This window comes from Flavobacterium sp. TC780, assembly GCF_056783245.1.
Window position 1 is genome coordinate 1 of record NZ_JBXBAV010000088.1, and the last position, 25,554, is coordinate 25,554.

At 30.2% G+C, this 25,554-nt stretch carries 32 protein-coding genes and 1 pseudogene; 4 read left to right on the plus strand and 29 right to left on the minus strand.

Annotated elements, in window-relative coordinates; genetic code table 11:
* Nucleotides 1-151: 151 nt before the first annotated feature.
* The 12 genes from AC1RYN_RS08905 to AC1RYN_RS08960 all read right to left on the minus strand — a co-directional run bounded on the left by AC1RYN_RS08905 (nucleotide 152) and on the right by AC1RYN_RS08960 (nucleotide 7,218).
* A complete protein-coding gene (locus tag AC1RYN_RS08905) occupies nucleotides 152-742 on the minus strand; it encodes a hypothetical protein (protein ID WP_481806683.1) in 591 nt (196 codons plus the stop codon).
* Complete coding sequence (locus AC1RYN_RS08910) at nucleotides 739-927, minus strand: hypothetical protein (RefSeq protein WP_481806684.1); 189 nt, start codon at nucleotides 925-927, stop codon at nucleotides 739-741. Before AC1RYN_RS08910 ends, AC1RYN_RS08905 begins: the two co-directional genes overlap by 4 nt.
* 11 nt (nucleotides 928-938) lie before the next feature.
* Nucleotides 939-1,418, minus strand: a complete 480-nt coding sequence (tssD, locus tag AC1RYN_RS08915) for a type VI secretion system tube protein TssD (protein ID WP_481806712.1) — start codon at nucleotides 1,416-1,418, stop codon at nucleotides 939-941.
* A 5-nt stretch (nucleotides 1,419-1,423) separates the two neighbouring features.
* Nucleotides 1,424-1,588 carry a hypothetical protein gene (locus AC1RYN_RS08920; RefSeq protein WP_481806685.1) on the minus strand — a complete coding sequence of 55 codons (165 nt, stop codon included), beginning with the start codon at nucleotides 1,586-1,588 and terminating at the stop codon, nucleotides 1,424-1,426.
* 547 nt (nucleotides 1,589-2,135) lie between these two features.
* Entirely contained in the window at nucleotides 2,136-2,261 is a 126-nt protein-coding gene (locus AC1RYN_RS08925) for a DUF3850 domain-containing protein (RefSeq protein ID WP_481806686.1), read from the minus strand.
* A gap of 76 nt (nucleotides 2,262-2,337) precedes the next feature.
* Nucleotides 2,338-2,571: a hypothetical protein gene (locus tag AC1RYN_RS08930; protein WP_481806687.1), complete on the minus strand. Its 234-nt coding sequence runs from the start codon at nucleotides 2,569-2,571 to the stop codon at nucleotides 2,338-2,340.
* A gap of 157 nt (nucleotides 2,572-2,728) precedes the next feature.
* Nucleotides 2,729-2,911, minus strand: a complete 183-nt coding sequence (locus tag AC1RYN_RS08935) for a hypothetical protein (RefSeq protein WP_481806688.1) — start codon at nucleotides 2,909-2,911, stop codon at nucleotides 2,729-2,731.
* Between the two features lie 95 nt (nucleotides 2,912-3,006).
* Nucleotides 3,007-3,246, minus strand: a complete 240-nt coding sequence (locus AC1RYN_RS08940) for a hypothetical protein (protein WP_481806689.1) — start codon at nucleotides 3,244-3,246, stop codon at nucleotides 3,007-3,009.
* A 26-nt stretch (nucleotides 3,247-3,272) separates the two neighbouring features.
* The gene (locus AC1RYN_RS08945; protein ID WP_481806690.1) at nucleotides 3,273-3,497 is read right to left on the minus strand and encodes a hypothetical protein; all 225 of its coding nucleotides are present in this window, start codon (nucleotides 3,495-3,497) and stop codon (nucleotides 3,273-3,275) included.
* 169 nt (nucleotides 3,498-3,666) lie between these two features.
* Nucleotides 3,667-6,369, minus strand: a complete 2,703-nt coding sequence (locus AC1RYN_RS08950; protein ID WP_481806691.1) for a primase-helicase family protein — start codon at nucleotides 6,367-6,369, stop codon at nucleotides 3,667-3,669.
* A 12-nt stretch (nucleotides 6,370-6,381) separates the two neighbouring features.
* Nucleotides 6,382-6,576, minus strand: coding sequence for a hypothetical protein (locus AC1RYN_RS08955; protein ID WP_481806692.1), 195 nt, complete (start codon nucleotides 6,574-6,576; stop codon nucleotides 6,382-6,384).
* A 276-nt stretch (nucleotides 6,577-6,852) separates the two neighbouring features.
* The gene (locus AC1RYN_RS08960) at nucleotides 6,853-7,218 is read right to left on the minus strand and encodes a hypothetical protein (RefSeq protein ID WP_481806693.1); all 366 of its coding nucleotides are present in this window, start codon (nucleotides 7,216-7,218) and stop codon (nucleotides 6,853-6,855) included.
* 594 nt (nucleotides 7,219-7,812) lie between these two features.
* Here AC1RYN_RS08960 and AC1RYN_RS08965 point away from each other — a divergent pair.
* The 4 genes from AC1RYN_RS08965 to AC1RYN_RS08980 all read left to right on the plus strand — a co-directional run bounded on the left by AC1RYN_RS08965 (nucleotide 7,813) and on the right by AC1RYN_RS08980 (nucleotide 14,326).
* Nucleotides 7,813-8,109 carry a hypothetical protein gene (locus tag AC1RYN_RS08965; RefSeq protein ID WP_481806694.1) on the plus strand — a complete coding sequence of 99 codons (297 nt, stop codon included), beginning with the start codon at nucleotides 7,813-7,815 and terminating at the stop codon, nucleotides 8,107-8,109.
* A 1,212-nt stretch (nucleotides 8,110-9,321) separates the two neighbouring features.
* Nucleotides 9,322-12,426 (plus strand): GmrSD restriction endonuclease domain-containing protein, encoded by a 3,105-nt coding sequence (locus AC1RYN_RS08970; protein ID WP_481806695.1) that lies wholly within the window; start codon nucleotides 9,322-9,324, stop codon nucleotides 12,424-12,426.
* Nucleotides 12,427-13,887 (plus strand): hypothetical protein, encoded by a 1,461-nt coding sequence (locus tag AC1RYN_RS08975; RefSeq protein ID WP_481806696.1) that lies wholly within the window; start codon nucleotides 12,427-12,429, stop codon nucleotides 13,885-13,887.
* A complete protein-coding gene (locus tag AC1RYN_RS08980) occupies nucleotides 13,841-14,326 on the plus strand; it encodes a hypothetical protein (protein WP_481806697.1) in 486 nt (161 codons plus the stop codon). The genes AC1RYN_RS08975 and AC1RYN_RS08980 overlap by 47 nt, the downstream gene beginning before the upstream one ends.
* A gap of 262 nt (nucleotides 14,327-14,588) precedes the next feature.
* Here AC1RYN_RS08980 and AC1RYN_RS08985 read toward each other — a convergent pair whose 3' ends face one another.
* The 17 genes and pseudogenes from AC1RYN_RS08985 to AC1RYN_RS09065 all read right to left on the minus strand — a co-directional run bounded on the left by AC1RYN_RS08985 (nucleotide 14,589) and on the right by AC1RYN_RS09065 (nucleotide 24,760).
* A complete protein-coding gene (locus AC1RYN_RS08985; RefSeq protein WP_481806698.1) occupies nucleotides 14,589-15,008 on the minus strand; it encodes a helix-turn-helix domain-containing protein in 420 nt (139 codons plus the stop codon).
* A gap of 175 nt (nucleotides 15,009-15,183) precedes the next feature.
* Nucleotides 15,184-15,804, minus strand: a complete 621-nt coding sequence (locus AC1RYN_RS08990) for a hypothetical protein (protein WP_481806699.1) — start codon at nucleotides 15,802-15,804, stop codon at nucleotides 15,184-15,186.
* Between the two features lie 220 nt (nucleotides 15,805-16,024).
* A complete protein-coding gene (locus AC1RYN_RS08995) occupies nucleotides 16,025-16,531 on the minus strand; it encodes a GNAT family N-acetyltransferase (protein ID WP_035622114.1) in 507 nt (168 codons plus the stop codon).
* Nucleotides 16,532-16,605: 74 nt separating this feature from the next.
* Nucleotides 16,606-17,571 (minus strand): nitrilase family protein, encoded by a 966-nt coding sequence (locus tag AC1RYN_RS09000; protein ID WP_481806700.1) that lies wholly within the window; start codon nucleotides 17,569-17,571, stop codon nucleotides 16,606-16,608.
* 214 nt (nucleotides 17,572-17,785) lie between these two features.
* Entirely contained in the window at nucleotides 17,786-18,484 is a 699-nt protein-coding gene (locus AC1RYN_RS09005; RefSeq protein WP_481806701.1) for an AraC family transcriptional regulator, read from the minus strand.
* 146 nt (nucleotides 18,485-18,630) lie between these two features.
* Nucleotides 18,631-19,062, minus strand: coding sequence for a cysteine hydrolase family protein (locus tag AC1RYN_RS09010; RefSeq protein WP_481806702.1), 432 nt, complete (start codon nucleotides 19,060-19,062; stop codon nucleotides 18,631-18,633).
* Nucleotides 19,063-19,346: 284 nt separating this feature from the next.
* The gene (locus AC1RYN_RS09015) at nucleotides 19,347-19,814 is read right to left on the minus strand and encodes an arylamine N-acetyltransferase family protein (RefSeq protein WP_481806703.1); all 468 of its coding nucleotides are present in this window, start codon (nucleotides 19,812-19,814) and stop codon (nucleotides 19,347-19,349) included.
* Entirely contained in the window at nucleotides 19,765-20,058 is a 294-nt protein-coding gene (locus tag AC1RYN_RS09020; RefSeq protein WP_481806704.1) for an arylamine N-acetyltransferase, read from the minus strand. Before AC1RYN_RS09020 ends, AC1RYN_RS09015 begins: the two co-directional genes overlap by 50 nt.
* Before the next feature lie 96 nt (nucleotides 20,059-20,154).
* Nucleotides 20,155-20,439 carry a hypothetical protein gene (locus AC1RYN_RS09025; protein WP_481806705.1) on the minus strand — a complete coding sequence of 95 codons (285 nt, stop codon included), beginning with the start codon at nucleotides 20,437-20,439 and terminating at the stop codon, nucleotides 20,155-20,157.
* 91 nt (nucleotides 20,440-20,530) lie between these two features.
* A complete protein-coding gene (locus AC1RYN_RS09030) occupies nucleotides 20,531-21,061 on the minus strand; it encodes a GNAT family N-acetyltransferase (protein WP_481806706.1) in 531 nt (176 codons plus the stop codon).
* Between the two features lie 15 nt (nucleotides 21,062-21,076).
* Nucleotides 21,077-21,862: pseudogene (locus AC1RYN_RS09035) on the minus strand (PhzF family phenazine biosynthesis protein).
* A gap of 172 nt (nucleotides 21,863-22,034) precedes the next feature.
* A complete protein-coding gene (locus AC1RYN_RS09040; protein ID WP_481806707.1) occupies nucleotides 22,035-22,397 on the minus strand; it encodes a glyoxalase superfamily protein in 363 nt (120 codons plus the stop codon).
* A gap of 232 nt (nucleotides 22,398-22,629) precedes the next feature.
* Nucleotides 22,630-22,944 (minus strand): hypothetical protein, encoded by a 315-nt coding sequence (locus AC1RYN_RS09045; protein WP_481806708.1) that lies wholly within the window; start codon nucleotides 22,942-22,944, stop codon nucleotides 22,630-22,632.
* Nucleotides 22,945-23,055: 111 nt separating this feature from the next.
* Nucleotides 23,056-23,355 (minus strand): tautomerase family protein, encoded by a 300-nt coding sequence (locus tag AC1RYN_RS09050; RefSeq protein ID WP_481806709.1) that lies wholly within the window; start codon nucleotides 23,353-23,355, stop codon nucleotides 23,056-23,058.
* An 18-nt stretch (nucleotides 23,356-23,373) separates the two neighbouring features.
* The gene (locus AC1RYN_RS09055; protein WP_481806713.1) at nucleotides 23,374-23,700 is read right to left on the minus strand and encodes a DUF1801 domain-containing protein; all 327 of its coding nucleotides are present in this window, start codon (nucleotides 23,698-23,700) and stop codon (nucleotides 23,374-23,376) included.
* A 339-nt stretch (nucleotides 23,701-24,039) separates the two neighbouring features.
* Entirely contained in the window at nucleotides 24,040-24,402 is a 363-nt protein-coding gene (locus tag AC1RYN_RS09060; RefSeq protein WP_481806710.1) for a GNAT family N-acetyltransferase, read from the minus strand.
* 145 nt (nucleotides 24,403-24,547) lie between these two features.
* Entirely contained in the window at nucleotides 24,548-24,760 is a 213-nt protein-coding gene (locus tag AC1RYN_RS09065; RefSeq protein WP_481806711.1) for a hypothetical protein, read from the minus strand.
* Nucleotides 24,761-25,554: the final 794 nt, after the last annotated feature.

Below are 25,554 nucleotides of genomic sequence, written 5' to 3' on the forward strand. Positions count from 1 at the left end.
ATCCTTTTAACATATACTACAATTGCTGATTCAGGAACTAGCATATCCAAAAGAGGAAAGTATTCCATTTTCTGCACACAAGGCTCTTCTTTCTTAGATTTTACATTGCATGATAAACACAATAAAGCTAAAATTAGATATTTTTTCATAATTACTCTTTAAAATAAGGTTCATATTCTGTTTTATGTACATACCTTGAAATTACATACCAAATTTGTTTTTTAAACTCAGGGGTAGTTTTTGTCCAGCTTATATGTTTTACCTGATACATATAGGCTCGACGCTCGATTTCATGAGGTCCAGAGAAAACAGTGTAAATAGTTTTCTTGTATTTTATAAGGTCTTCCATGTGTTGTCCTCTTTCGTGCGAGAAAAGATTTATTGCATCCCAACCCGTAATTATTTTAATGCCAAAACGCAAAAAATTAACACTTATATCTTTTTCCCCTTCTTTTAACTTTTTCGAATGAGGTGTTGCGCCTCCAAATCTTGTCAAGGCAAATGGTACTTCATCAACTTCATCTGGAATATCTGTAATAGCCTTATATTTCAGTTCGTTTAAATCATAACCCGCATCAGTATAATAGTGGCTTAGAATTTTTTGAGCAAGACCTACTTTTGTGTCGTTAGGTAAATCAGTTATTATAGTGCCGTATTTTGTTCCTGCTCTTAAATTTACAATATTTCCAGTTCCCGTAAACGAAACTTGTTTGTCTAAAAAATCTTTGGGAATATTACTCATAGAATATGGATTTCCAAAGTATTGTGACCAATAACATAAATTTTTTTCTGGCTATTTGCAGTTGAGCCTAAATAATTTCCTTGGGTGTCAAAATAATCCCCATCTACATTTGGGGTAATCTTTAATGTTACGTTTTGAAAACGAGTATCTCCATTAATTGATTTAATTCTTAAAATTCTTTCCATTTGGTTGCTTTTTATAAGGCTTGTATTTTTACTTCTTCTTTTAGTTCCGCAATACCTTCGGCATTTACTTTACCAGTATAAGTGATTTCTTTAGTATCCGTTTTAACGTCTTTTCCGTTTGCTTCATCAACAATTATAGTTACTGTTTCCCCCAGATTGTAGTTAACAGTTTTTACCAAAAGACTTGCTTTTTCACCGATGCCCGCTTCATTTATAGAGTCTTTCATTTTTGCACACATCCATTTTATCTCAGTAATCCCTTTGGATTCTTGCGGTACTATTTTTACAGGTTGTACAATAGTTTCTTTAGGTAAAAACACTCTAGGTTCAGATATTGATATGATTTGGTACATGGGTAAGGTTCCATCAGATGCAAACTGTTCGGAATACGAAATACAATATGCTTTTTTAAATTTAATATCTTTATACTTACTCATTCTATCGGCTTTATAAAATGTAATAACACCATCTTTTGGGTCACTGCTAAGTATCCATTCTAATAATCGGTACTACTGTCCGACTCAATTACCAAATCAAAACAAAAAGGACCTGGCCATCCTGATGGTGTTCCCCAAGAATTTACATATTGACTTGTTTGATGATAAAATGCGAGTAATTCATATTCTATCTTATCTAATTTTAATATTCCTAAAACAGCCATATTTTTATTGTATCAATTATTTATTAAAGTCAAAAAAACATTTGTATGAAACTCATGTATTCAAATATAATAATATTTTTCAGACAAAAAAATATTAAGTAAAAAGACTACCAAAAAAAGAAAAACCATTAAACGTATTGTTCGTTTAATGGTTTTTCTTTTTTTATCGATATGATTTTGTTATTTTGACTGAAAATCGATTTTAAGACGGTTTCTTATTAAAAACGAATATTTATCTTTCCTGCCGTCTAATACCTTTTTAAAAAGCTTTATTTTAATTTCATCGTCATTAAGTAGTTAGAAAGTTTATTTGCAGAGGTTAATTTTGTATTTTTAAGCAAATTTACTTTTGGATTCTCAATACACGTATAATAAAATTGCGATTAATTAAAGCGTTAGTTGGATTGTCTGATTTCTTGGCAGGTTTCATCATAATTTTATTCTATTGATAATATTACATATCCTTCTTGCAAATCCCTAACATTAGTATCATCAAATACATTCGTTATCGTCCTTTCATATTTCCAGTTTGAAGAGCTTTCCCATTCTAGTACGTAAATCGAATAGTATCTCCAACTTTATAATCTTTGTCATTTTTTCTTAGTTCCCAATTTTTTTTACCTATAAAATGAAGTTGTGCAAATTCATATTTAATTTTTAAGTCATGTACCATAACTATTAGTTTTATGAGTTCTTTATCTAACGCTATTTTTTTGCAAAGGATTCCCTGTATTCCTGCAATTTGATTTTTAACTCTTCAGAAAGAATAAATCCATCAGGTACTCCATTTCTATGATGAAAATAATAGCTTCAAAAGTTGATATATTTTTGGCAAATAATCGTGTCCCAACATTTATACATTTTCTGGTTTCTGAGATTATTTCGTTTATTTCATTGCGAATATAATCAGCTGTAAATTGGCTTATAAAAAGTTCTTGTAATTGCGCTTTGTTTTTAATGTAATTAAGAGTTTTAAGGTTCATAAATAAATAGTTTTGGGTTGTTAGTATATTTGATTTTATCTGTTCGTTTTTTGATTGATGATTTTATTTTGCTTTTTTCATAAACTCACTTAATTCGTGAATTCTTTTTGCTGCTGATTTAAAGAAGTCTAACTTTAAATCCAACTCTTTAATCTTGTTATTCTTCAGTTGGATAGTATTTTTTAAACTTTCTATTTCCAATTTTTGTTTTAAATAAGATATCCAGAGAGAAAAACAGAATTTCGGGAACGGTTTTAATACTCTTTTCGTTAGCAACTTTTTCAAGTTGTTTTAATTGTGCTGACGTAAAACTTCTGATGTAGGTACTTTTCTTTATCATGTTGCTGAATTGTAGATTTTTTTTAAATAGATCTGCAGCTACAGTTTTTCCTGGTTCGCAAAAAAATCTATTTTTTTAAGGGTTAGTTTGTGTTTTTAATATCCAATTATTAGACCACCTCCGATATATATAACTGGAATACCATCTTGTTTTTCTTGTGGTGATCTTGTGATTGATACGCTAAAATCATGATCGTTCGCGTGTTCGCCATCATAATCCCAAGTGGTTAGACTTGTATATTTTTTTCCGTTTCCTGCAATGGTTATTTTTTCTGGCGGTATGTTCTCTAGATCGGTTATGCAAATAGATAACCTGCGTAATCTTGATGTTTTCATAGTTGCAACTTTTATTGTGTTAGATTTTATTTTTCTTCTATTATTTCAATTTCATCAAAAATTCCCATCGGTACAAAAATTTGATTAGCAGTGTATAATTCTTTAAATGATTCAAGATTTGTATCTTCTGTAAAATAAAACGGCTGAGTACAAACAGCACCAGTAATTGACTGTTGGAAATAAATTACACCAATTCTTTTGCGTCCCCATTGGTCTGCAAAATCTTCTTTTTTTGCTTCTCTTAATTTCATAAATACATAGTTTGCCATAATCTTAGTTTTTAGAATGGTAAATCGTCTGGTCGTATTGTTGTTTTTTCTGATTTAGGATTTTGAGCACTATTGAAATTGATTTCAGATTGTTTTACGATAGGTTTTATTTCGTGTTCTATTTCTTCAATTTTAATCTCATTTATAGTGCTTATGTAAAAGTGCGGTACTGAATTACCTGCAAAGTTTTTCTTTTCTTTAGTTCGATTCTCCATTGTTTAGCTTTGCAATACAAAACAAGATTCTCACTAAACTTTTGTGAGCTACTGGACTTGTTTCCAAGTTCATCTTTGTAGTATGAAAACATAGGGGCTTTCTCTATCCATTGATTTAAGTTGGCAGTATCAGAGAAAAATTCATTGAAGAACTTTACAGTATTATCGCCAATTTGCATCATTGCATTTTTATTAATTAAAGTATCCATCGGAGCCTCTATTTTCTCCTTTTGCTGCAAATAGAACTGTATGCATTGAAGCATGAAATTGTAATCTAAATTCCATTCTTTGGAAGAATATTCTTTTGTTAAAATGTTTTTATCGTTAAAATCATCAGATATTTTTCGAGAGAATGGGTATTTATTGTCGTCTGTTTTTTCGTGGTAATAATCACTATTGTAATATACCAGTAGCCTACGCTTTGTTGATGATAACATTTCAGGTGCAAAGTTTGTGGTTGCTCCGACTTTTGCAGAATCATCAAAAGGGATATTGTATTTTACACCTCCTTTTTGATTGGCAATAAAGTTGTCCGTAATCATATTATAGAAATATTCCATAGGCTGATATGGTAATAAATCGTCAAACAGCACAAACTTCTTTTTTGGTGTCACACCGTCCATTGGAAAGTTATCGTCTTTTAATGTTTTTCCTCCAATGGCAATTGATTCTAACATTGTAAAAAGAGACTTTTGCAGGAATGATTTTCCAGTACCTCCATAGCTTCCTTTTACAGAAGAGCCACCTGCATAATCCACCCCTAAAACCATATAAGCTTTGCTAGCACTTTTATATTGATGCAACAAATAACCAACGCTATACATTTTATTTAGTAAATGAAGTTCTTGTAAATAGTTTTCGTTATCGTCTAGCTTTTCACTATTTATCTTGAAAATATTGGTGTCAATTCCCGTCAAATCAGCATCCTTTTCCCAAAAAATACGTGAAGTATTGATTAGAACTTTTAGATAATTACTCGAGTTGTCTAAAATCTTTATTCTTTTGCGCTCCATTTCATCCAAATAGGTTTCAAAGAATGGATTTGAGACTTCTAAAAAATGATTGATTTTTTCTTCCTCCCAAATATTAACCTCTAAATTTTTAGAATAATTAACTAAATCAATTTTGTCTTTGGTGATTTTTACCGCTTTATTATTAAAAAAATAGTACTGAAAATCAATCCCGCAATTGTTCTTTTGATACTCAAAATAAGGCAATGATTTAAGTGAGTTTTGATTGAAAAAAGGGCTTCTTAATATCATATTATAGATATTAATATGATGGTAATTATCATCAAGCCATTGAGTAACGCAACGTTTTACATCACTTGGAAAAGTTTTTGAAATTAAATTATTATGAATTTGAATAAAATAACCGTCTTCTTCCTTTCCAGTATCAGCATTTGCAAAAGGTTGTTTGTATAATCTAAAATTTTTGTGTTTTAAAAAATGAAGCAATTTTTTAGGATTAAGCTTTACGCTTTTGTCTCCATAATCCCAGAATTGAAAATTTAAGGCTTGTGATAAAAGTTGTTTGAATTTGCTTTCTACTTTGGCTAACGAATCATTTTTATGTTGGCAAACCCAGTCTCTTAAATCTTTTTTGTTTTCCTTTTTCAAATATTCAGGTAACCAAAGGATTTTGATATTTATAAACTGCATCCCCATTGCAACAGCCTGTTTTATTCCTGTTTCATCTAAATCAGGGACATAATAAATTGTTTTCACAATTTTAGAAAGTTTAAAATATTCGTCTGAATTTATTATCTCAGCTTCTGAGTTGAACCAAATTACATTGTAACCTAGTGAGGCTAAATTTAAACCATCACTTCCACCAGTTGCAATAATTACATTTTCAAGCTTTAATTCCTCAATTTGTTCTTTTATCTTGTTTTTATCGTATTCATTTTTTGCATATTTTTTTGATTCTGCAAGTCTTTCAATTTCATCAAAATCAACCATATTAAAAAGCCTGTCCCATCCGTAAACAATACGAACAGGTTTGTTACCTAAAAAATGGTGCTTGTATAAAAACTCATCACCTTTTGGGGCTTTGGGCTCATACATTTTACTGAAATCCTTTTGTTTGTACGCAAAAATTGGGTAATTCTCGTTTGCAATGACTGTTTTTAACTTCCCCGTTTTAGTTACTTTACAATAGCTATTTACACCGTAGAAATCATATTCTTTGCAGATTTCAGGAGTTAGAAACGGTGCGAAAAATTGGTAATTTTCAATTTTTTTTGAATAATCAATTTTATAGAAATCTAGAGCCTTTTTTGTAGGTTCGAATTTAGTCTCTGGTTTGAAAAACTGTGTCTTAGCTTTCGATAAACCAAATTTTTGAAACAAATATTCGCAAGCTTCTAAAAAGGTGTAATTGTATTCTTTTTTTACATGATCTATCGCATTAAGTGTTTCTTTAATAGAATGGTTATATACAACATATATTCCTGTGGTATCGTTTCCTTTTCCTTTTTTATTGGATAGAGTAGTACTGGCGGTTTCTTCGTTATGGGTCTTAAAATGCTTGCTTTTATTTTCTTTACCAACACTATCAGGATAAACCTCATGAAAGTAAGTAAGTCCATAATTGGAAGCGTCCCAGAGTAATTGTAGGTTGTATGGTTGGTTAGTCATTTATAATAAAAATTATAAGTAAGTAGGTTTTGAAACTTCTATAAAAAGTGAATCTGCTTCATTGCAAATCAATAGTAGTTGATTGTAAATTGCATCAATTTCCTTTTTCTGCTCTTCATTAAAAACTGTTGCTAGGGGTAAATTGTCTTTTTGCAATTCAATTCTTTCGATGTAGGTTTTCAGTTGAATTTGAGTAAATATTGACATTATTTCAAAAGTTTATTTTTAGTGTATTGTGCCTTTTGTTTCTGTTTTTTAACCTTTGCAACAAGCTTTGCAATCTCCAATTCGACAATGTCGTTTGGTTGCTTTCCTGATACAATTTTTTGAATAGAACTTGTAGAGTAAATATGTCGTCCGAGTTGTAAATATTATTATTTGATAAATGAGAAATTATTTTCGGAGAATATTGTTTTCCAAGGATTTCAATTATTATTTCTTTTTGATTGCAGGTTATCATTTATAATATGTTTTACAATATTTTTATTCAGTCGTTATTAGTGTCATTTCAGCATCGGAAGCATTTTCAATTCTTTTAACATAATTTTGAATGCCATTTACTGTATTTTGGTTTCGTGGATGGTCATACTTATTTTTCAAATTTTTGTCTAATTCATGATTATATCCTTCACGAATTGCCCAACGATAACGAAGTATCAGTTCAGCAGTTAATAAATGTCTATTTTGGGTTACTTTGTCCACTTTTTCTAGGGCTACAGACATATACCAGTCGTATTGCTCTTTTTCGTAGATCATATTATTTGGATGCTTTAACGTGATTGTTTCTTTCAGGGAAAATTGTATTTCACGTTCACGTTTGTAGACATCGTTTTCTTTTACTAAATACATAACAATTGGTTTAGGTTAATTATGATTATTGTAATCCTTTAATTATTTGTAGACTTTTTACGCTCAGATCTTTTCCAGGAATTTGCACCAGTTATAAAAAAATCTACTTTTAAAAAAAAGAAACCCTTACATTCGTTTCTGATTGGCGTTAAGCAAATCAATCTTTTCGCCATCAATGCTTATGAAAATACAAATACCAGTTGTTTGTACGAATGTGAAAAGAGTTACAAATGTTACAGTTTTACCGCAAGTAAAACGGTCAGTAGAATATCAATTAGGAGACGCTTTTGCGAGACTCTTAATCTATTTAATGACCTAGTAACAAAACTAAGCGGGGCAATGCTCCGCTTTTGTTTTATAAGGGCTTCAATATTCCTATGAACAAATTCAATATTCTTAAAGTTTGGCACTCGTTTTGAATGACTTATAAAAGTTATCTGCAACAAAAATTGCAATGCTAATTTTTTGTATATTGCAGGTCGCTTTTAATCCGTTTTTAAGCGGGTTTCTATCCGCTTTCGATAACAAAGATTACAACTATTTTCGATTATTACAACTATTTTCTTAATTATTTTTTATAATATTTTATTTTTTATGAATTGGTTAATTCAATTTATTGATTACAAACGAATTAGCGTTTTGGCTTTCGAAAAAAAAATAGGTGTCCGTTCTACTGTTCAAAAAGCTATTAAAGGAAATTCTAATCTAGGATCTAATTTATTAGCAAAAATAGTTGTTGAATTTCCTGAAATTAATCCAGACTGGCTTATAACTGGAAAAGGGGAAATGTTGCGAATTGATAATACTAATACAAAACTTTTGCAATGTGATTGTGACAAAAGAATTAATGAACTAGAAGATCGGATAAAATTTTATAAAGAAAAAGAGTAGAATTTGTCGAACGAAAATTAGAGGACTGCGAAGAAGAAAAAAAACGTATCAAAACTATTAGCTAAATGGTTATGCCATAACTAACTATAAGGAAACGTCTCTTTCGGTTGGTATTTTTAAAGCCAAAATTTAGTTTTGGCTTATTTTTTTATCTTTTTTAGTTTAAGTTTCCAAATATTAGGAAACCAATAAATAAAAGGAAACTAAAAGGAAACAGCGAAAAACAAGGCGAAGCCTGTAAAAACGGGCTTTCTCGGTTAAGTTTCCAAAGTTTCCAAAGATTTTATAAAAATAAACGGGGGGTGTAAGGGGGAATTAGTTCTGATTTGATTTTTAGGAAAGAAATTAAATAAGGTGTTTTAAATAAACTAGCCAGTCCTTTATTCCTTATTTGCTGTCGCAAATACATCATAAAGGACTGGCTAGTTTATTTAAAACGAGTTTTTATAACACCGCTTCGCTATTGTATTTGAAGTGCTTAAATAGTCTTGTTTTGCGTTTACTAAAAAGATTGGAGAGTATGGGGTTTAAGACCCTTCGAAGTTTTTTTAGAGAATGGTTAAATAAGGTTTTTTCCAAGAGTTAGGCAAATATTTGCTCCTTTATTTGCTAGGGCAAATAAAATCACAAATACCTGCCTAACTCTTGGAAAAGGGCTTTTTGTTCAACCGCGTTGCTATTGAAAAATTACGCTTAGAATAGCTGATTTAGTAAGTTTTTTTGATTTGCGGAGAGTTAAAAAAACGTGCAAAGTCTTGATTTCATTGAAGTGCCTCTCTGCAATCCTGTGTCATGTATGTGTCAAAAAACATCTAAAATTGATATTTTTTAGGTTTTAATATTTTGAATAACAAATAGTTAGCTTTTGGGTTTTAAAAATTTAAAATCCCATCCTCTCTGCAATAAATCTTGTTAGTCAGGTATTTATGTATATTGCACCCAATTTTACACCCAAAAATGTAGAATTGGGTGTTTTATTTTGTAAAATATTTTCAATAACTTAGCATAATATTAAATCTTTAGAAATAAGGCTTAATTGAGCGATTTTTGTATTATGGTATTATCGAACAAAAGTAAAATTAGTCCCGATTAAATACTTGAATCAAATGTTTTTTATGTTTTGTATAAAATATAAAAAATAATGTGTTTAGTGAAACACGATCAAATTGTTTTACACTACCAGTAAATTTAACTTCAACAGAATCATATTAAATGGACATTAGAGAAATATTTGAGAATAAAATTAAGATTGAACCAAAAGTAATGTCCATTGAAGTTCTTTTCAATAATCCTGAAAGACTTGAAAAGACAAATTACAAACCTTTCTATCAAAGAAACTATGTTTGGGATGATGAAAAAGCAACCTATTTTATTGAAAGTATACTGTTAGGAACTGAAATTCCTCCTTTAATTTATTTTAGAAACTCAAAAAAAGTTGAAGTAATTGATGGCAGACAAAGATATCAGACTATTTTAAGATTTATAAACAATGATTTTAAATTAAAGAAAAACGGTTTACAAAAACTTGAAAATGTTAAGGAGATAGCAAATAAATCTTTCAAGGATTTAGAGATAAATTTGCAGGATTTATTTTGGGAGACAAAACTTAGAATAATTGAATTTAGCTTTCATAGTCAAAATTTGGTTGATGAAGACATGGAAGATGTTGTGAAAAAAGAAATTTTTAAACGATATAACTCCGGTATTACACCACTTAAGCCAACCGAAATTGATAATGCAATATATTTTGATGACGATTTAAACTCTTTTTTCAAAAAGAAGTTAGTTAATGATCGCATTTTACATAGAGATGTTTCAAATTTATTACATTTTGAGAAATCTAATAATGAAATTATTTTAAAAAAAATTCGACAGTTATTAGTATTGGATAAAATTCCAATTAAGTATTATGCTGTAAAGAAGGACACTGTTATTGCAAAGTATTATGAGTTTTTGTTTTCAAATATTGATGAATCGAAATTTCAACAGATTTATGCAAGTTTTATTGAAAAAATAAATTTGATTACTAAAGTTAAAAATAAATTTTCAAATAATAGTAATTTATACAACAGGCTTATAACTGAATGTCTGTTTTGGGCATTTTCAATTATTGAAAATGAAGATTTATCTTTAAATTTAATAACTGAGGAAATAATTGATGAATTAGGAAATTATATATTTTCTAATATCGAATCATACGAAATGATTAGGAGTTCTTTTGCAAAAGAACTGTATAATAGATATGAAGTAATTTCAAATTTTTTCTCTGAAAGATTTGAAATTGATTTTGATTTATATCTTCAATACAACTCAGGTTTTAAGCAACGAAATGAAGAAATAACTCCTGAAACTGAGGAAAGAGTCAGTTTTGATGAATTACGCATTAATAAGCCAGAACCTTCTTCTATTGCCATAATGGACATATGTCGCCAAATGGCACGCAATAGATTTTTAATTCGTCCACCATATCAAAGAAATGAGGTAATAAATAAAAAGAAATCTTCAGCAATTATAGAGAGTATTCTCCTAGGCATAAAATTACCTCCAATTTTTGTATTTAAACGAAGTGATGGAATATCAGAAGTCTTAGACGGGCAACAAAGATTGTTAAGTATTTTAGGTTTTATTAATGAGTCGTATCTAGATGAAAATAATAAAGTAAGACTTTCTGATAAAAATGGTTTTTCACTTTACCTCAAAAATAGTATTTTAAGTAATTTACATGGCAAAAAATTTGAACAATTAACTACTGAGGAAAAAGATAAAATAAAAAATTTTGATTTATGGTTTGTTGAAATAAATCATAAGAACAATGTTGAATTTGAGCCAATTGATTTATTTATAAGATTAAATAATAAGCCATATCCTATAAAAGAAGATACTTTTGAGATGTGGAATTCTTATCTTGTAAGAAATCTTATAACAACAATTAAAGGGATATATAATAACAATAAAGAGTGGTTTTATATTAGAAAGAATAATTCAAGAATGGAAAATGAAAATATCTATACAGCTCTAGTTTATTTTCAGTTTACATGGATTCGTGCTGAAAAACCTGCGAATTTTTTCCCAAAAGATGTAGATATATATAAGGTAATTAATAAAATATACTTCAGGGTAAAATCAAAAAATGAAATAACAAAAGTCCTTGAGGATACCAGTTTAACAAATGATTTTATTGAATCAGCGAATGATTTTGAATTTAGTTTTATAAGGAAATTAAAAAATCTTTTATCCGATTCTGCAGATACTTCTATTACGGTTTTAAATAAAAATCTTGATATAATTTTTAACATTGAAAATGGACGTAGAACTCAGCAAGCTTTTTATGCATTGTGGTATTTTCTTTATGATATTCCATTAGAAGCTATACAAAATTCAAAACTAGAGATTAGAGAATGTTTAAAATCATTGTTTGGTGATATGAGTGGTATAAATAACAAACAGTTATTTGATGCCAATGTAAATGAATTTAAAAAGAAATTTAAAAATATTCAAACAGATTTATTTTTAAATAACCAAGTTGTAAAGCCTTTACAGCTTGCGCTGTTGGGAGAAATTGCCAATGTAACGCAAGGAATAAATATAAAAGAGCAGTCAGATCTAAACTTTACATATAATAAGGATAATTATCCATACTATAAGAAAGGAAACTTTAAGAACTTTCAAATTAAACAAGAAGATGTTAGCTATATAGATGATGTTTCTAAATTTAACCCTAAAAACTTTTTTAATCTTAAAGACAAAATTATAATACAGAGGATTATAACTTCTAATGTTAGATTTACTACAGCATACTATGACTCAAAATTAGTTTTCAATACAAATACAATTGGTATAGTAATAAACAGATATGGCTTTGATACAAAATATATTTTGTCAATACTTTCAAGTAGATACTGTTTTAAAAAGTTTTATTTAGATAATATAATTGAAGATAAGATAGTAAAGAATGTTACTGTATCGGAAATTAAAGCTATCGAAATCCCAATTGTTCCAATTGAAGAGCAACATAAATTCACTAAAATTGTTGATTATATTCTAAATAGCTCAATAAATTCCGAAGCAACTTTATTTTTCGAAAGATTGATTGACGCAATGGTTTATGAATTATATTTTTCAGATCAATTTAAAAAATCAAACATCAAAATTTTGGATTTTTTAAATGATTTACGAGAAATTGCAATAGATGATATTTCTTCAATTGATGCAATTTACAGACACTTAAGTCATCCTAGTAATGATATAAATATAAGTTTATTAAAAATTTTAAATATTGATGAAATAAAAGAGATAGAAAATAATTTTTATAATTAGATGGCAAAACGAATTGTATCATTAAAAATTGATAATTGTAGAGCTTATTGTGGGAATTATGAAGCTTTAGCATTACCAAACGGAGAAAATGTTTTAATTTACGGAGAAAATGGAAGTGGTAAAAGTTCTTTGTATAAATCAATGAATAACTATTTTTCAAGATCTATCCAACTTACATTTCCTTTTGTAAAAAACAGATATTTAGATCATTTAGACGGATCAATTAAAATAATTTTTTCAGAATTTAGTAGCTCAACACCTCTACAAATTGTTCCTAGCACGTATGAAGAGTATGTTTTTGGGAGTGTTGCGTCCGATAATAATGTTCAATTTATACAAACAGCATCCTTGGTAAAGGGATTTTTAGATTATACAGATCTTTTAAAAGTATATTTACATAATGAAGAAAGACCCAATTTATTTGATTTAATTGTTCTTTCACTTTTAGGTAATCACATACCATTGGCAAGTGGTGGAAATTTTAGATTTAAAAATAAGTGGCAACAACTTCAAAAGGATTTAATAGTCAATGCATATACAAGAAATGATAATTGCCATAAGAATGCAATAGATGAATTGCCTGATTATGAAATTCATCTAAGATCAACGTTAGACTTGGTTTTTATAGAACTAAATCGGTTACTAAGTTCATACTTTACCGACTTCAATATTCAACTTAATTATGTGCTAAGTCCTTTAGATTTTAATTATATTGGATGGAAAACTGAATGGTACACCACGGCTGATTTGAGATTAGATATAATTAAAGATGGAGTGCTAATTGGAGGAAATTATAGTGATTTTCTTAATGAAGCGAGATTATCTGCAATTGCTATTTGCTTATATTTAGCTTCATTGCTACAGAACCCAACTAACATGGAATTAAAAATATTATTTCTTGATGATGTTTTTATTGGGCTAGACGCAGGTAATCGCTTGCCAATTTTAGATATTTTACGTAATGAATTTGCAAATTATCAAAAGTTTATTTCAACATATGATAGACATTGGTTTGAGTTGGCAAAAAGACAGTTTGAGGTTCATAATGATAAATCATGGTCTACTTTAGAAATCTATGTAGGAACAGAAAATATAAATAATAATTTAGTTTCTAAACCAATACTGGTGAAGGGGGAGACTAATTATGAAAAGGCTGTTCAATATCTTCATGATAGAGTTCGTCCTGATTATCCTGCAGCAACTAATTATTTTAGAAAATCTATTGAGGAGTTAATACAGAATTTAGTGCCTACTCATGAATTAGTAGACTCAGAATTAACACAAATTGCAGACTATAAACTAACTTTACTACTTATAAAAACAAAAAGATTTCTAGAAAAAATTAGTGCCGATACTTCTGATATTAATAAAATCATTGGATTGCTTCATAATTTAATCCATCCTCTTTCGCATCATGAGATTACTTCGCCAATGTATAAGTCTGAATTGCAAGTTTCTTGAAAGTTCGATTCCAAAGCTAAGAGAACTTTTAACTAATTTAGATGTTGATAATAACTTCAAGTGGATACTTGAAAAAGGGAAAAATATAAAAATTACAATTACTGTAGATGCGGCTACAAATCATTTTTCTTATCACGAATTAAAATTGAGCGAGTCACTTGTTCTTATTAGAAATGGTGGATCTCCTTATTTAGCAAATTGTAGCTGTTTTACAGAAAAATGCCATGGAACAAATAATGGTACTGCTATGCCTTCTATTAATCCTTCAAAAACCGATGTGAGATTTCAACATTTCTCGCTAGAAGGAGCATGCAACTCTATTTCTACTTTTTTAATAAAAATGAACGGTGCTTTTCCGCAAGCAGTTAATTACCTTACTCAAATTGAATATCACGATGGTAGTAATTGGTTATCTATTTTGCCTAAAACAAATTGGTAATAAAAAAATATTTATAAAGAACTTTTTAGTTCTCTAATAGATTATCAAGTTTTTTGATTGACATACTTTTAATGAAATTAGTTTTTTTAGAAATTATTCAGGTTAATAAAGTAAAATAGAATTTTGTGTGTGCTGTAAATTTTTTAGACAAGATATTTAGAATTTATCCTAAATCATTTCTGATTTGTAATCTTAAAACAAAAAAAGAGATTTCAAATTTGAAATCTCTTTTTACAATAAATTATATTTTATAAAAGGACATCTATTTCTCTTTTAATAATTTCTCCAAATATTCATTTTTATCCTTTTCAGCCTGAACTAAGCGTTCGTATAGTTTTTTATTTTCTTCTACAGCTTCCATCAATTTATCTAATGGATTGAATGTGCAATGATTTGATTGTATAGCCCCATTACTGTGGCTAAAGTCGTTATCGTAAATAGTATTGAAATAATTAATCACATTTTCTTCTGTAAAATTTTTAATTGCTTCAACAGATACTCCAAGTGCTTTTGCAACTTCTTTCAGTTTTTCTTCGTCAATGTTTTCGCTGTTTTCCAGAGCAGAAATTGCTTGCTGATTTGTTCCCAAAGCCTGTGCAAGTGCTTCTTGTTTCATGTCTTTAAGTTCACGAATACGGCTTATTTTTCGCCCTATATGATATGGTTTGGTTGTTGTGCTCATAAATCAAAGATATTTAAATTCTTAAAGGAAAATATATTTTAGTAAAAACAGGCTTGTTTTTGTAAGATACGGTTTTCATTATGTACGCAAAAATACAGTTTTTCAGATGATTAATTAAAACACAATCTATCAATTTTTAAATGCAGTATTTTTGTTTATGTTATAACATAGAAGTTTATCCTAAATCAATCTTTTCAAAGTTAGGCGTAAATGCTAGTAAATCTGTAAACAGGAGTTTGTTATCTCTTGTTTCGTAGCTCCAATTTATAAATTGCAGATAATGGGAACGATCATTATTGCCTAAACGACTTCTGTTGTCCAAAAGGTCTTTACAGTTTTTATTGTCTAGCCATTCGAATATTTCTGTAAAGGTTTTGCCTCCTTCTCTTATAAACGAAGCCAGTTCTGGAAGAATAGATTTTGTTTCTTCAGAAATATGAATGTTTAATCCATATCTCGATTCAAATTTTGAAATGTTATATTTGTCTAAATCTGTTATGAATTTTGGATTTAGGGTTAATTGCTCCTCAATATTGGCTTTTTCTTCAGTAGATATTGGTTTCAAAAAGGTACTTGAACAAAAATCTGTTCCTACTTGTTTCTTGAATTTTGAATTAAAAAGACGTTTCAGTATTACAAAAGGTTCATCTAGAGTTCCAATTTTATCTTTTGTTATAGCACGAACGAAAAAATGATATTCTTCAAACTCAATAGGAACAAATTTCTCAATTCGATGAATCCCTTTTGCATAGGATTTAACCCATTGCCCAACTTTAAACTTTTTATGTGTATTCATAATCTGAATTGGTATAATTTAAAACTACAATTAGTTGAGTGTAATTCGGAAAAATGGTATTTAACACATAGAAACATAGATTTAAAATTATAATTTAAGATATTTCTAGAAAATTATAATTTTTTCGCATAGCATTATGTGATTTATTTTGAGTGAAACGTCTTTTTTAGACTTTGTAAACTATGATTCTATGTGTTAAAAATAATAACATTCAAAAAGATTATAGCTTAATCTCAAACAAGCTAAAAGAACCTTCTTTGTAATGTTCCGGTAATTCGCTAGTCCATTCGATAACGCTAACGCCTTTGAAGTCAAAACCACAACTTGTGTAGTATTTGTTTATTCTTTCGTTTCCACTATGAGTGTCTAGTCTTATATACGATTTACCATTTTCTTTGGCATATATTTTTACCCACTCTATGATTTTTGTAACATAAGAACGACCTCTAAATTTAGGGTTAGTAGCAATACGATGAAGATATACTGCAGGATCTTGAGCCGCTTCTTTCCAGATAATCAAATCATTAAAAGTAAGTACAAATGTACAAGCAACTTCTCCTTCGTCCTTGATTATAAAATGGCGGTCTTCTGCGATTTCTTTCTCTATTAGTGCTTTTTCAAAACCTCTCCAGCTTTTATTATTGACTGTTTTTTGATAAGATGTAGCTTCATTATAGATATCGAAAACGGCATCAATATCTTCATTTGTAGTTTTAAAAAATTCCATTGTAGTGTTTTATTCTGTAGATTAATCAATTCCTCAAAGATAAATCTTTCATTTGCTATAAGCCTGTAAAATTATTAGTTTTTACTTTTTTCGTCGGTGTTAAGCCAAACTACATTTTGTTCCGATTTATGTTCTTGCCCGATAATATCTCGGTATAATTCTGGTCTTCTAGCTTTTATGTAGCGATTCCCTCCAGCTTGAATGCATTTTTCGGGAGTAATGATTGCTGTTGTAAATGAGTCATCAAAAGAACGGCATTCGGCAATTACATCTCCAAAAGGGTCAATAATCATAGAACATCCATTTTTTAATTGGTCATCGTCCATACCAATTGGATTGGAGAAAACGGCATAAATAGCATTCTCGTATGCTCTTGCTGGAAGCCATTTCATTAACCAATCACGACCTTTCATTCCGTCAAATTCCAATCGTAACGAAGTTGGATCGGCTTCACGATTCTCCCAAAGCTGAGGTGCAACGAAACCTGCGCCAGGTCGGGTAGAAGGAGTACACATCGTTACGTGTGGCATAAAAATAATATCAGCACCCAAAAGTGTTGTTGCACGTACGTTTTCGATAATGTTATTGTCATAGCAAATCAAGATTCCGCATTTCCATCCCTTGATTTCAAAGATGCAATAACGATCTCCAGGTGTTAGGTAAGGATTTATAAACGGATGTAGTTTTCGGTATTTGGCAACCAAACCATTTTTATCTACGCATACATAGGCTTTGAATAAATTATCATTCTCGTCTTTTTCAAAAAGTCCTGCTAATATAACTATGTCATTGTTTTTGGCTATTTCAGTAAGTTTTAAGACGCTTTCTCCGTTTGGGATAACTTCTGCCAGACTAAGCATTTGTTCTTTCGATAAATGCCTTGCAAATGTATATCCGGTTATAGAGCATTCGTGAAACGCAATTACATCACAACCTTCACCAGATGCTTTTTGCGAAAGTTTCTCGATTACAGATAAATTATAGTTTTTATCGCCGCTTTTATTCTCAAACTGAGCAGTGGCTATTTTTAGATTTTTCATAATTGTACACTATTAATTTTAGACAAAAATAGTGTTGGCGATACTTTACAAATTGTATAAAACCGACATTTTGAAACAAATCATGGAACATAAATAGGTTAAAATAGTTTGAACACTAATTTCACGAATTTGCACAAATTCTAAATAAAATGATTTGATTGGTGAAATTAATTCTACAAACGAAATTCGTGTTTAATTGTAGATGTCAGCATTATTAAATTGCTTTCGCAGGAAGAGTTTCTATAAAGTTATTGGTTAGTTTTCCAGCATTATACAAATATTCTCTGGGAGTCATTCCGGTATGTTTTTTGAATTCTCGTATCAGATGAGATTGATCTGAGAATCCTGCGTCATAAGAAATAGTGGTGAGACTGGTATCTTCTGATTTGTTTTGTAGTTTTAAAAAGCCATGAATCTTCACAATATTGCCAAATTTCTTTGGATTTAATCCCACGCATTCAGTAAATTTTCTTTCAATATGTCTTTCAGTATAACCCGTATAATCAACTAATTGTTTGAGCGAAAACTGTCCTTTGGTTTTGATGATGAAATCTAATGAAGCCGCAGCAATCAATTGGTTTGATAGTGGTTTTTTCGCTTCAAGCGTTTTAAAAAAATGATTTAAAAGGTTTAGTTTTTCCTGAATGGTAGCTTGTTCGGATAGTTTTTCCTGAAGTTCAATTCCTTCTAAGCCAAATATATCATCGATCGTGATTATGGTATCTCGCAGTTCGCTACTTGTAATTCCTAATAATTGGTTGATTCCGTTAGGTTGGAAAACAACAATAACGATCGACATTTCACTGCCTGAATAAATGTCTTTAAAACCATTTAGTTGTCCGTACAAAAAAGAGCTTGGCAAGTAATTTTGTGCTTCATAATTGCTGAAGCCAGAAATAAGTTTACTTTTCAAAGAGAATACAACGCCAGTATTACCATCAGAAAACAAACGGAGTTTCTGAGTATCATTACCTTCTTATTTTCTAAAAAAAGATAGTGTTTGATATAAGGCGATAATTCCTTTGGAGGTAAAACTTGCATGTTTTATAAAATAATTACTTAATAGAAGATATTCTCAATTATTGTAGCTCCTCTGTTTTCTAAATCGAGTACCATTTCTTGTTTTCTATGTTGTACATCATTTCCAGTTCCTATGTATTCCTTTAGCAGCGATATGTTGTACCCATTTTGAAGTCCATCGATTGCGGTTTGTTTTACACAGTATTCCGCTAGGAAACCACATAGAATAAGGGTTCGAATGTTGTTGGTTTTTAGGTAATTATTAAACTCTTCTGACGAAAAGCAACTATGTTGCGTTTTTGGAATTAGCTTAGAATTAGCATCAAAATCGATGTCAATTTCATGACCGGCAGTACCTTCAATGCACATTGATAATCCAGTTCCGAATTGGTTTTTTTGATAATTTGAAAAAACAATTACCAGCCTATTCTTGTCGACTAGTTTTGTTAATTGATTTATTCTGAACTTCACTTCTTCTATGTTGCGACTATCAGGATGTCTTTTTGCGTAAGCACCATTACTAGCCGTAAATCTTTTTGAGGATCAATAATTACTAATAATTCTTCGGATGTTAATTTCATAACATTGCTTTTAATCTGTTTATTTTGGTTTGTTATGAACTGACATTCTGCAAAATTAAGTATATTTTTCGAATTATGGTTTTGACTTCTGTCTACTTAAAATACAGAGCAGGTAGCCTTGACAATATTGATTACTACATTTTTTATAAGTTAAATTCGGTTGCTAGAATACCCTCAAGTTGATCGGGTTCGAAAGTCATAACTTTTGGGCTTTTCCGTTTTTATAGACTTGAATGTGTTTTTAAAAAGTATCTTTTTACCCAATGGATTTTGTACAACAACGAAAGATTTTTGGGTAAAAAAGGAATCAGGATGTGTTGAGTTATAATGATTAGCCGGTTTAAAATCGATCCACTCCTGATGTGATAAATCAAATGAATATAAATCTTTCCATTCCTTATGTGATAAAGTCTGCAATAGATAATTTCCGTTTTCGGCTTTTACTATAGCAAATGTTTCAGCGCCTTGTTGTGCTGCTGTAGTATCATTTAGTTTTAATGGTTCTCTTATTCCGTTGCCACCAAAGCCCAAATCGACCAAATACTCCTCATCTTCGACAGTCACAATAATTGCTATATGCGTTTTTGGATTTTCAGCAGGAGTTACCAAAGGGCCGTGCAGCGACAAAACGATACGGAACACCCATTTTTTGAAGCACTAGAGCAAATAAGCCATTAACTTCATAACAATATCCGCCACGTTTGCGAGTAATGAGTTTATCGACAATATCGTTTCCAGCTAATGAAATGGTTTTTCCTGCCTGAACATCTAAATCTTCAAAAGGAATGGAGAACAACTGACATTGCATTAATTTACTTATGCTTTTGATATTTGATTTAATATCGCCAACAAAATGAATTCTGTCCAGATAATCTTTGTAAAACAAAATTGTCTGAAACTATCGGGTTTGATTTTGCTTGTTTTTTCATTCTTATCTAAATTAATTAAAATTATAACCAGAAAAGCCAACCACTTTATAAGGCTAAAATAATTTCTTTGAATTGTCGTATTTTGTGTTCTGTTTAATAGCTAATCCTTTTTGAAAATTTTCTTTGATCAAGCGCTCAACAATACAACTTAAATCTAGTATTGGAGGTTTTGCAACAAGTACTAGTGAATAAGAAAGAGTACGTTCTCCTATTTCTAACTGTGATTGTTTGATATGAATTCCGTTGTTGATTAAAGAATCATTGATAAAGTACATTATGTTGTCATCCCAAGTAACATCAAGATCAGAAGGGCCATTATATTCAGAGAGAATATCCATTGGAAATTCGATTATGATTTCAATCGACTGTTGATGGAATGCTTATTTTCAGTTTATCTAAATCCATTCTAGTATTATTTGGCTACTATTGTTACTCCATGAATGCTGCTGGATATTTTACTTTTCCGCTTACACCATCTAATCCATTTTCGGTTAACGAAATTACCATACAGTTTTCTGCAGGAACATCAAACGGCATTTCGATATTGTATTTGCTAGTAAGTTCGTATCCAAATCTAGGATAATAGTTTTCATGGCCCAAAAGAATTATCGATTTGTAACCTAGTTTTTTTGCGATAGCATGACTTTCGAGAATCAGTTTTGCACCAATTCCTTTTCCTTGAAATGCTGGTTTTACCGAAACGGGAGCCAAAGCAAGTGAATCAAATGTTTGGTCTTCATTTTCGATTTGTAATTTGGTTAGCAAAATATGCCCTGCTATTTCATTGTCGACTTCGGCAACAAGGGATAATTCAGGAATAAAAGCATCTGAGTTTCTTAGTTTTTCAACAAGAAATTGTTCTTTATGATCGCTGTATTCCTCATTTTTAAATGCTTCCTCAATGATTTCGAAAACCTTTGGATAATCGTTTTTATTTTCTTGACGTATGGTAATTTCCATGATTGTTTAAAATTTTTATTCTATCCAGCATGTTCCTGTAGAATATGTTTTTGCTTTTCCACTTATTAAAACTCTTTGCTATTATCCACACAATACAACGTGCCTTCTCGTTCCGAAAGCTGTTTGGCGTGCATTTTTTTTTGCCAAGTTGTTTGCTCCAATAGGGTATTAATGAACAATGTGCTGAACCAGTAACAGGATCTTCCAGTATAGAAGATTGTGAGGTGAAAAATCGCGAAACAAAATCGCAATGACTTCCTTTTGCAGTTACTACTACACCGCCTGGATCAAGGTTTAATGTATCAAAAGTTTGTCTGTCGATTACAATATCTTTAATTTCTTGTTCCGTTTCGTAGATTAAAACGTAATCTCTTGATTTTAAAACTGCTTTTGGCTGTATGTTTAGTGAATCTCTTATAATCTCTGGGAGTTCAGCTGGAATAGGTTTTCTAGACGGAAAATCCAAAGTATAAATATCCTTATCAATAGTTACAATTAGTTCACCGCTTAAGGTATCGAATACTATAGTGTTTTCGGGATAATTGAGAATCGATTTTAAAGTGTGTGCTGTTGCTAAAGTTGCATGACCGCATAAATCCATTTCAATTTCGGGAGTAAACCAGCGCAAGTGAATTCTTTTATCGTTAACAACATAAAATGCCGTTTCGGCAACCGCATTTTCTTGTGCAATTTTCAAAAGAATTTCATCAGGTAACCAATTTTCAAGGGGAACAACGCAAGCTGGATTTCCTCCAATATTTTATCTGTGAATGCGTCTATTTGATATAAGTTTAATTTCATTGTAAGTTAGTTTTGTGTTTTTTATTTAACACATAGAAACATAGAATGGATTTTCTAAAAAAGAGATAAATAAGAAAGCTATGCTTTTTCTCGTAGTTACTCTATTGTGTTTTAATGTAAGAGTGAAATGACTTTATAATACATCAAAAAACTATGTTTCTATGTGGTGAAATTACTCTCCAGTAAATATTATTTTGTTGCCAAATGGATCTATTACTTCTACACAGTAAATTTTTTCGTTCCAGAAAGCTTTTTCAATTCCAGGCTTGTTGTATTTATAGTTTTTCTGAATCAGTTTTTGATGATACTCTTTTAAACCAACGAAATCCTCAACAATTATTTTTGCTCCTGGCGAACAATCTCCATGATGTTCACTCAAATGGATTTCTATTTCTTCGAGTGAAATACGGATATACAATGGCGAATTTTCCTCAAAAGTATGTTCGTCAAGAATTTCAAAACCGAGCCAATCTACATAAAATTCGACGGCTTTTTTATAATCAAAAATTCTAAAAATGGGTCTTATAATTGCCATGATTGTTTTTGCTTTAAATATTGAAAGTACGAACAAATTACTTTTCCCCTTCATTAACCAGAAGCTTTAATGAATTGATATAATCGGTGTCAAATTCTATTACTCTTATTTTGTTAGGATTAAAGCTTAGCTCACCGCCCAAATTTTCCTCTTGTCTCAAGAAAATCAATCACGTTCTTCATCGTCTAGTTTTTATTAATTTACCAAGATAAACAGCCTTCTCGGATTTTTTTCAATATTGGAAAATCTCATACTTGTTTGTTATAAAGGTAAGTATTGAAGATAAATCTCTTAGCGGGATTATTTCGTCTGAGTTGGTTTTTAAACCTTTTAGTCTAATTACACTTTCTGTAAATGCATTATCGCTATCGCGGGTTATTGACCTTATATTTTTGTTTTTTATAATCACATAACCATCTATTATAAAGTCAACGGGATTATTCTTGATTAAAATCCAATCGTCGGTATAATCAATAAGAAAACCCGTAAAAATTTCTTTTCTGTCTTCAAATTCGATTGCTATTAATTGTCTTAGGTAATTGTCCATTATAGTGCTTTTTACTTATTGTTTTAAATGTTTTAAGTTTATTAAATTCTATCCATTTCCAAATGACCAATTTTGCTGATTGTCTTGATAAAATTCTCGATAGATGTATTTTTAGAATTTCGGTAGTATTCGAAATCCTTGTAGCAATCTGAGCATATAGTTTTGTTTTTGCTCTTTTGTTCTTGCTTGTCCTGCAGTTATTTGAACATAAATAATGTTTTCTGAATGGGGAATGCCAAGGTAACTTTTTGGGAATTTTCTTTGGGAGGTTTCTAATTCTTCTATTACATGAAAATAATCATCTTGCGGAATGTTGAATTCCTGAATTAAGGATTCGTGTATCGAAATCGAAATGTTCTCTTTGGTTTCTTGCGATAATTTTTTCGGCAAACTTATTCTAACAAATGGCATAATTGATTTTTAGTGTTACTATTTTCCTCCCTTTGGCAGTTTAATCGTTCCATTTTTGTAAAGACCAACTGCTTTTTCTATGATTGCTTTAATGGTGTCAATTGGTAAATCCTTATTTGGATCTAAAAGCATAATTTTCAAATTTCGGGAACGTTTTTCGGTTAACAATTCTGGATTGTCAAAGTGTTTTCCTTCGACAATGCCAATATAAGGTTTGTTATTCGTTTTGTGAATCCATAAATAGCAAAACATTTTTCCTTTATAACAAAAAAAGGGCATGCCATATTTTAATGTATGGGTGATTTCAGCATCCTGCGAAAGAATAATTTGCCGTAATGCCAGCAGGCAGCCTTTGTTCGGGCTCTTCTTGTTTTAGGTAGAAATTATTAAGCTCTAAACTCATTTTGTGTTTTTGTTTTAATGTTTTAAATGTAAAGTTCACACTTGAGATAGCTATCGGACAATGTTATTAAGTTAAGCTTTTTGAACTAATGCTCTTTCTCGCCAACGCCAAGCGCCAACGCCAAGTTTGTACATAGATTCTTTGTGTCTTTGCGCCTTTGCGATTAATTTATTCAGCAAAACATTGCAGGCATTTCCTTAACTTAATGGCATTGAGTTATCGGGAGTGGCAAGAAAAATCAATAATCAATTTCATCATTATATCTGTTTGTGGATCATCTCCTAATTTAAAAATATGTTTGTCAAATTCAACAAAGCCATTTTTCTTGTAAAAAGCCAATGCTCTATGATTTTGTCCCAAACGCCAAGCCATAAATAGCCTACGTTTTTTTCTTTGCCAATTTGCAATGCTTTGTCATACAAGAGTTGTCCAACCTTTTTGCCTAAAAATTCTTGTGAAACGTAAATCCGTTCTATTTTCAGGGCATTATTGTCTTTTAGTTCTGTTTGAGCATCTCCTAAATTTGTTTTTAGGTATCCAATCACGGCATCGTTTAATACGGCAAAGAAGAATTCTGAATCTGGATTTTCAATTTCTTTTTTAAGTTTATCAAAGGCAAAACTGGTAGACAAATAATGGTTCATGTTTTTCTTCCGTATTTGGCTTCGAAAAAGTTTCTAGAAAACGTTGTCTTTCCGATATTTTGCAGTTTTTGAATATCAGCAATTGTGACTTTCTCAATTTTAATGGTTTCCATGGATTGGTAATAAATAAGTTTTCAATTAATGTTTATTCCTCTTTTCTCCAAAGCAAGAATTCAGCATTATCAGTACAAGACATTGATTCTATAAAATTTTCAAAATTGAAACTTTCGTATTCTGATACGATATTGTAAACTGTTTCGAATCCTTTTGAACCTTGAGGAATTAAACACCCAGAATCTTTACCAATTAATACCAACCAAATATCTGGTGCAAATGGACCTTCATCTGTATTTATCAATTTTATTGCCTCAATATCTTTCCACAAAATGGTTTCAGTTTCCCTTCTCGGATGTTCTACTTTTATGAATTTGTCCTGTTGTTGTTATCAGATATTCATCCTCTGGATTTTTAGGTTTCAATTTTCCAAATAGTCTGTCAAGTATTCCCATAGATTAGATTTGAAGGTCTGTTTATATTCAAATGTAGTTGGTTTTGTGTAAACCTTCTTGCAATAACAGCATTATTTTAATCTAGTCCTTTTGTTTTTTGAAAGTATAACAATTGAATTATTCAATGGCATTACATCTAAAAAAAAACACTTTAAACAAAGTGGCTATCCGAAAAGTAATTTTCAGATAGCCTCTTTTTTTTTAATTTTAGAAGACATGATAGATAATTGCTCCAGCGGAGCATCCTATTTATAGCAAATTTAAAGGGGTTTAGGAAAAAGCTACAGCGTAGCGATATTTTGGTTTTTTCTTTAGATTGTTATAGGTGTTGTTCCAATTGATTGTCGTTCAGGATTGTTGGTTGTGTGGTTAATGAAATACTAGTCCGATGGGGTTTCTTTTGATTATAAATAAAATTGCTATAAATGTAACGTCCCGCTGGACTTTCTTTATCAATAATATTATTTCAACAAATAAAAGAGGTTATCCAAAAGTCAATACTTTTAGATAACCTCTTTTACAAAATCACGACTCGTCTTTTTATATTTTATTCCTGAATTTTCTTTATGGTCATATTAATATTCATTGGATTAGGTGCTGCCTCCCTAACAACAGGAGCATGTATTAACCTTAGCAATACGTA

Coding starts and splice junctions, on each gene's coding strand:
- AC1RYN_RS08905 (WP_481806683.1), bottom strand. CDS start 742: ATGAGTAATATTCCCAAAGATTTTTTAGACAAACAAGTTTCGTTTACG.
- AC1RYN_RS08910 (WP_481806684.1), bottom strand. CDS start 927: ATGGAAAGAATTTTAAGAATTAAATCAATTAATGGAGATACTCGTTTT.
- AC1RYN_RS08920 (WP_481806685.1), bottom strand. CDS start 1,588: ATGGCTGTTTTAGGAATATTAAAATTAGATAAGATAGAATATGAATTA.
- AC1RYN_RS08925 (WP_481806686.1), bottom strand. CDS start 2,261: ATGGTACATGACTTAAAAATTAAATATGAATTTGCACAACTTCATTTT.
- AC1RYN_RS08930 (WP_481806687.1), bottom strand. CDS start 2,571: ATGAACCTTAAAACTCTTAATTACATTAAAAACAAAGCGCAATTACAA.
- AC1RYN_RS08935 (WP_481806688.1), bottom strand. CDS start 2,911: ATGATAAAGAAAAGTACCTACATCAGAAGTTTTACGTCAGCACAATTA.
- AC1RYN_RS08940 (WP_481806689.1), bottom strand. CDS start 3,246: ATGAAAACATCAAGATTACGCAGGTTATCTATTTGCATAACCGATCTA.
- AC1RYN_RS08945 (WP_481806690.1), bottom strand. CDS start 3,497: ATGAAATTAAGAGAAGCAAAAAAAGAAGATTTTGCAGACCAATGGGGA.
- AC1RYN_RS08950 (WP_481806691.1), bottom strand. CDS start 6,369: ATGACTAACCAACCATACAACCTACAATTACTCTGGGACGCTTCCAAT.
- AC1RYN_RS08955 (WP_481806692.1), bottom strand. CDS start 6,576: ATGTCAATATTTACTCAAATTCAACTGAAAACCTACATCGAAAGAATT.
- AC1RYN_RS08960 (WP_481806693.1), bottom strand. CDS start 7,218: ATGTATTTAGTAAAAGAAAACGATGTCTACAAACGTGAACGTGAAATA.
- AC1RYN_RS08965 (WP_481806694.1), top strand. CDS start 7,813: ATGAATTGGTTAATTCAATTTATTGATTACAAACGAATTAGCGTTTTG.
- AC1RYN_RS08970 (WP_481806695.1), top strand. CDS start 9,322: ATGGACATTAGAGAAATATTTGAGAATAAAATTAAGATTGAACCAAAA.
- AC1RYN_RS08975 (WP_481806696.1), top strand. CDS start 12,427: ATGGCAAAACGAATTGTATCATTAAAAATTGATAATTGTAGAGCTTAT.
- AC1RYN_RS08980 (WP_481806697.1), top strand. CDS start 13,841: ATGAGATTACTTCGCCAATGTATAAGTCTGAATTGCAAGTTTCTTGAA.
- AC1RYN_RS08985 (WP_481806698.1), bottom strand. CDS start 15,008: ATGAGCACAACAACCAAACCATATCATATAGGGCGAAAAATAAGCCGT.
- AC1RYN_RS08990 (WP_481806699.1), bottom strand. CDS start 15,804: ATGAATACACATAAAAAGTTTAAAGTTGGGCAATGGGTTAAATCCTAT.
- AC1RYN_RS08995 (WP_035622114.1), bottom strand. CDS start 16,531: ATGGAATTTTTTAAAACTACAAATGAAGATATTGATGCCGTTTTCGAT.
- AC1RYN_RS09000 (WP_481806700.1), bottom strand. CDS start 17,571: ATGAAAAATCTAAAAATAGCCACTGCTCAGTTTGAGAATAAAAGCGGC.
- AC1RYN_RS09025 (WP_481806705.1), bottom strand. CDS start 20,439: ATGGATATTCTCTCTGAATATAATGGCCCTTCTGATCTTGATGTTACT.
- AC1RYN_RS09030 (WP_481806706.1), bottom strand. CDS start 21,061: ATGGAAATTACCATACGTCAAGAAAATAAAAACGATTATCCAAAGGTT.
- AC1RYN_RS09040 (WP_481806707.1), bottom strand. CDS start 22,397: ATGGCAATTATAAGACCCATTTTTAGAATTTTTGATTATAAAAAAGCC.
- AC1RYN_RS09045 (WP_481806708.1), bottom strand. CDS start 22,944: ATGGACAATTACCTAAGACAATTAATAGCAATCGAATTTGAAGACAGA.
- AC1RYN_RS09050 (WP_481806709.1), bottom strand. CDS start 23,355: ATGCCATTTGTTAGAATAAGTTTGCCGAAAAAATTATCGCAAGAAACC.
- AC1RYN_RS09060 (WP_481806710.1), bottom strand. CDS start 24,402: ATGAACCATTATTTGTCTACCAGTTTTGCCTTTGATAAACTTAAAAAA.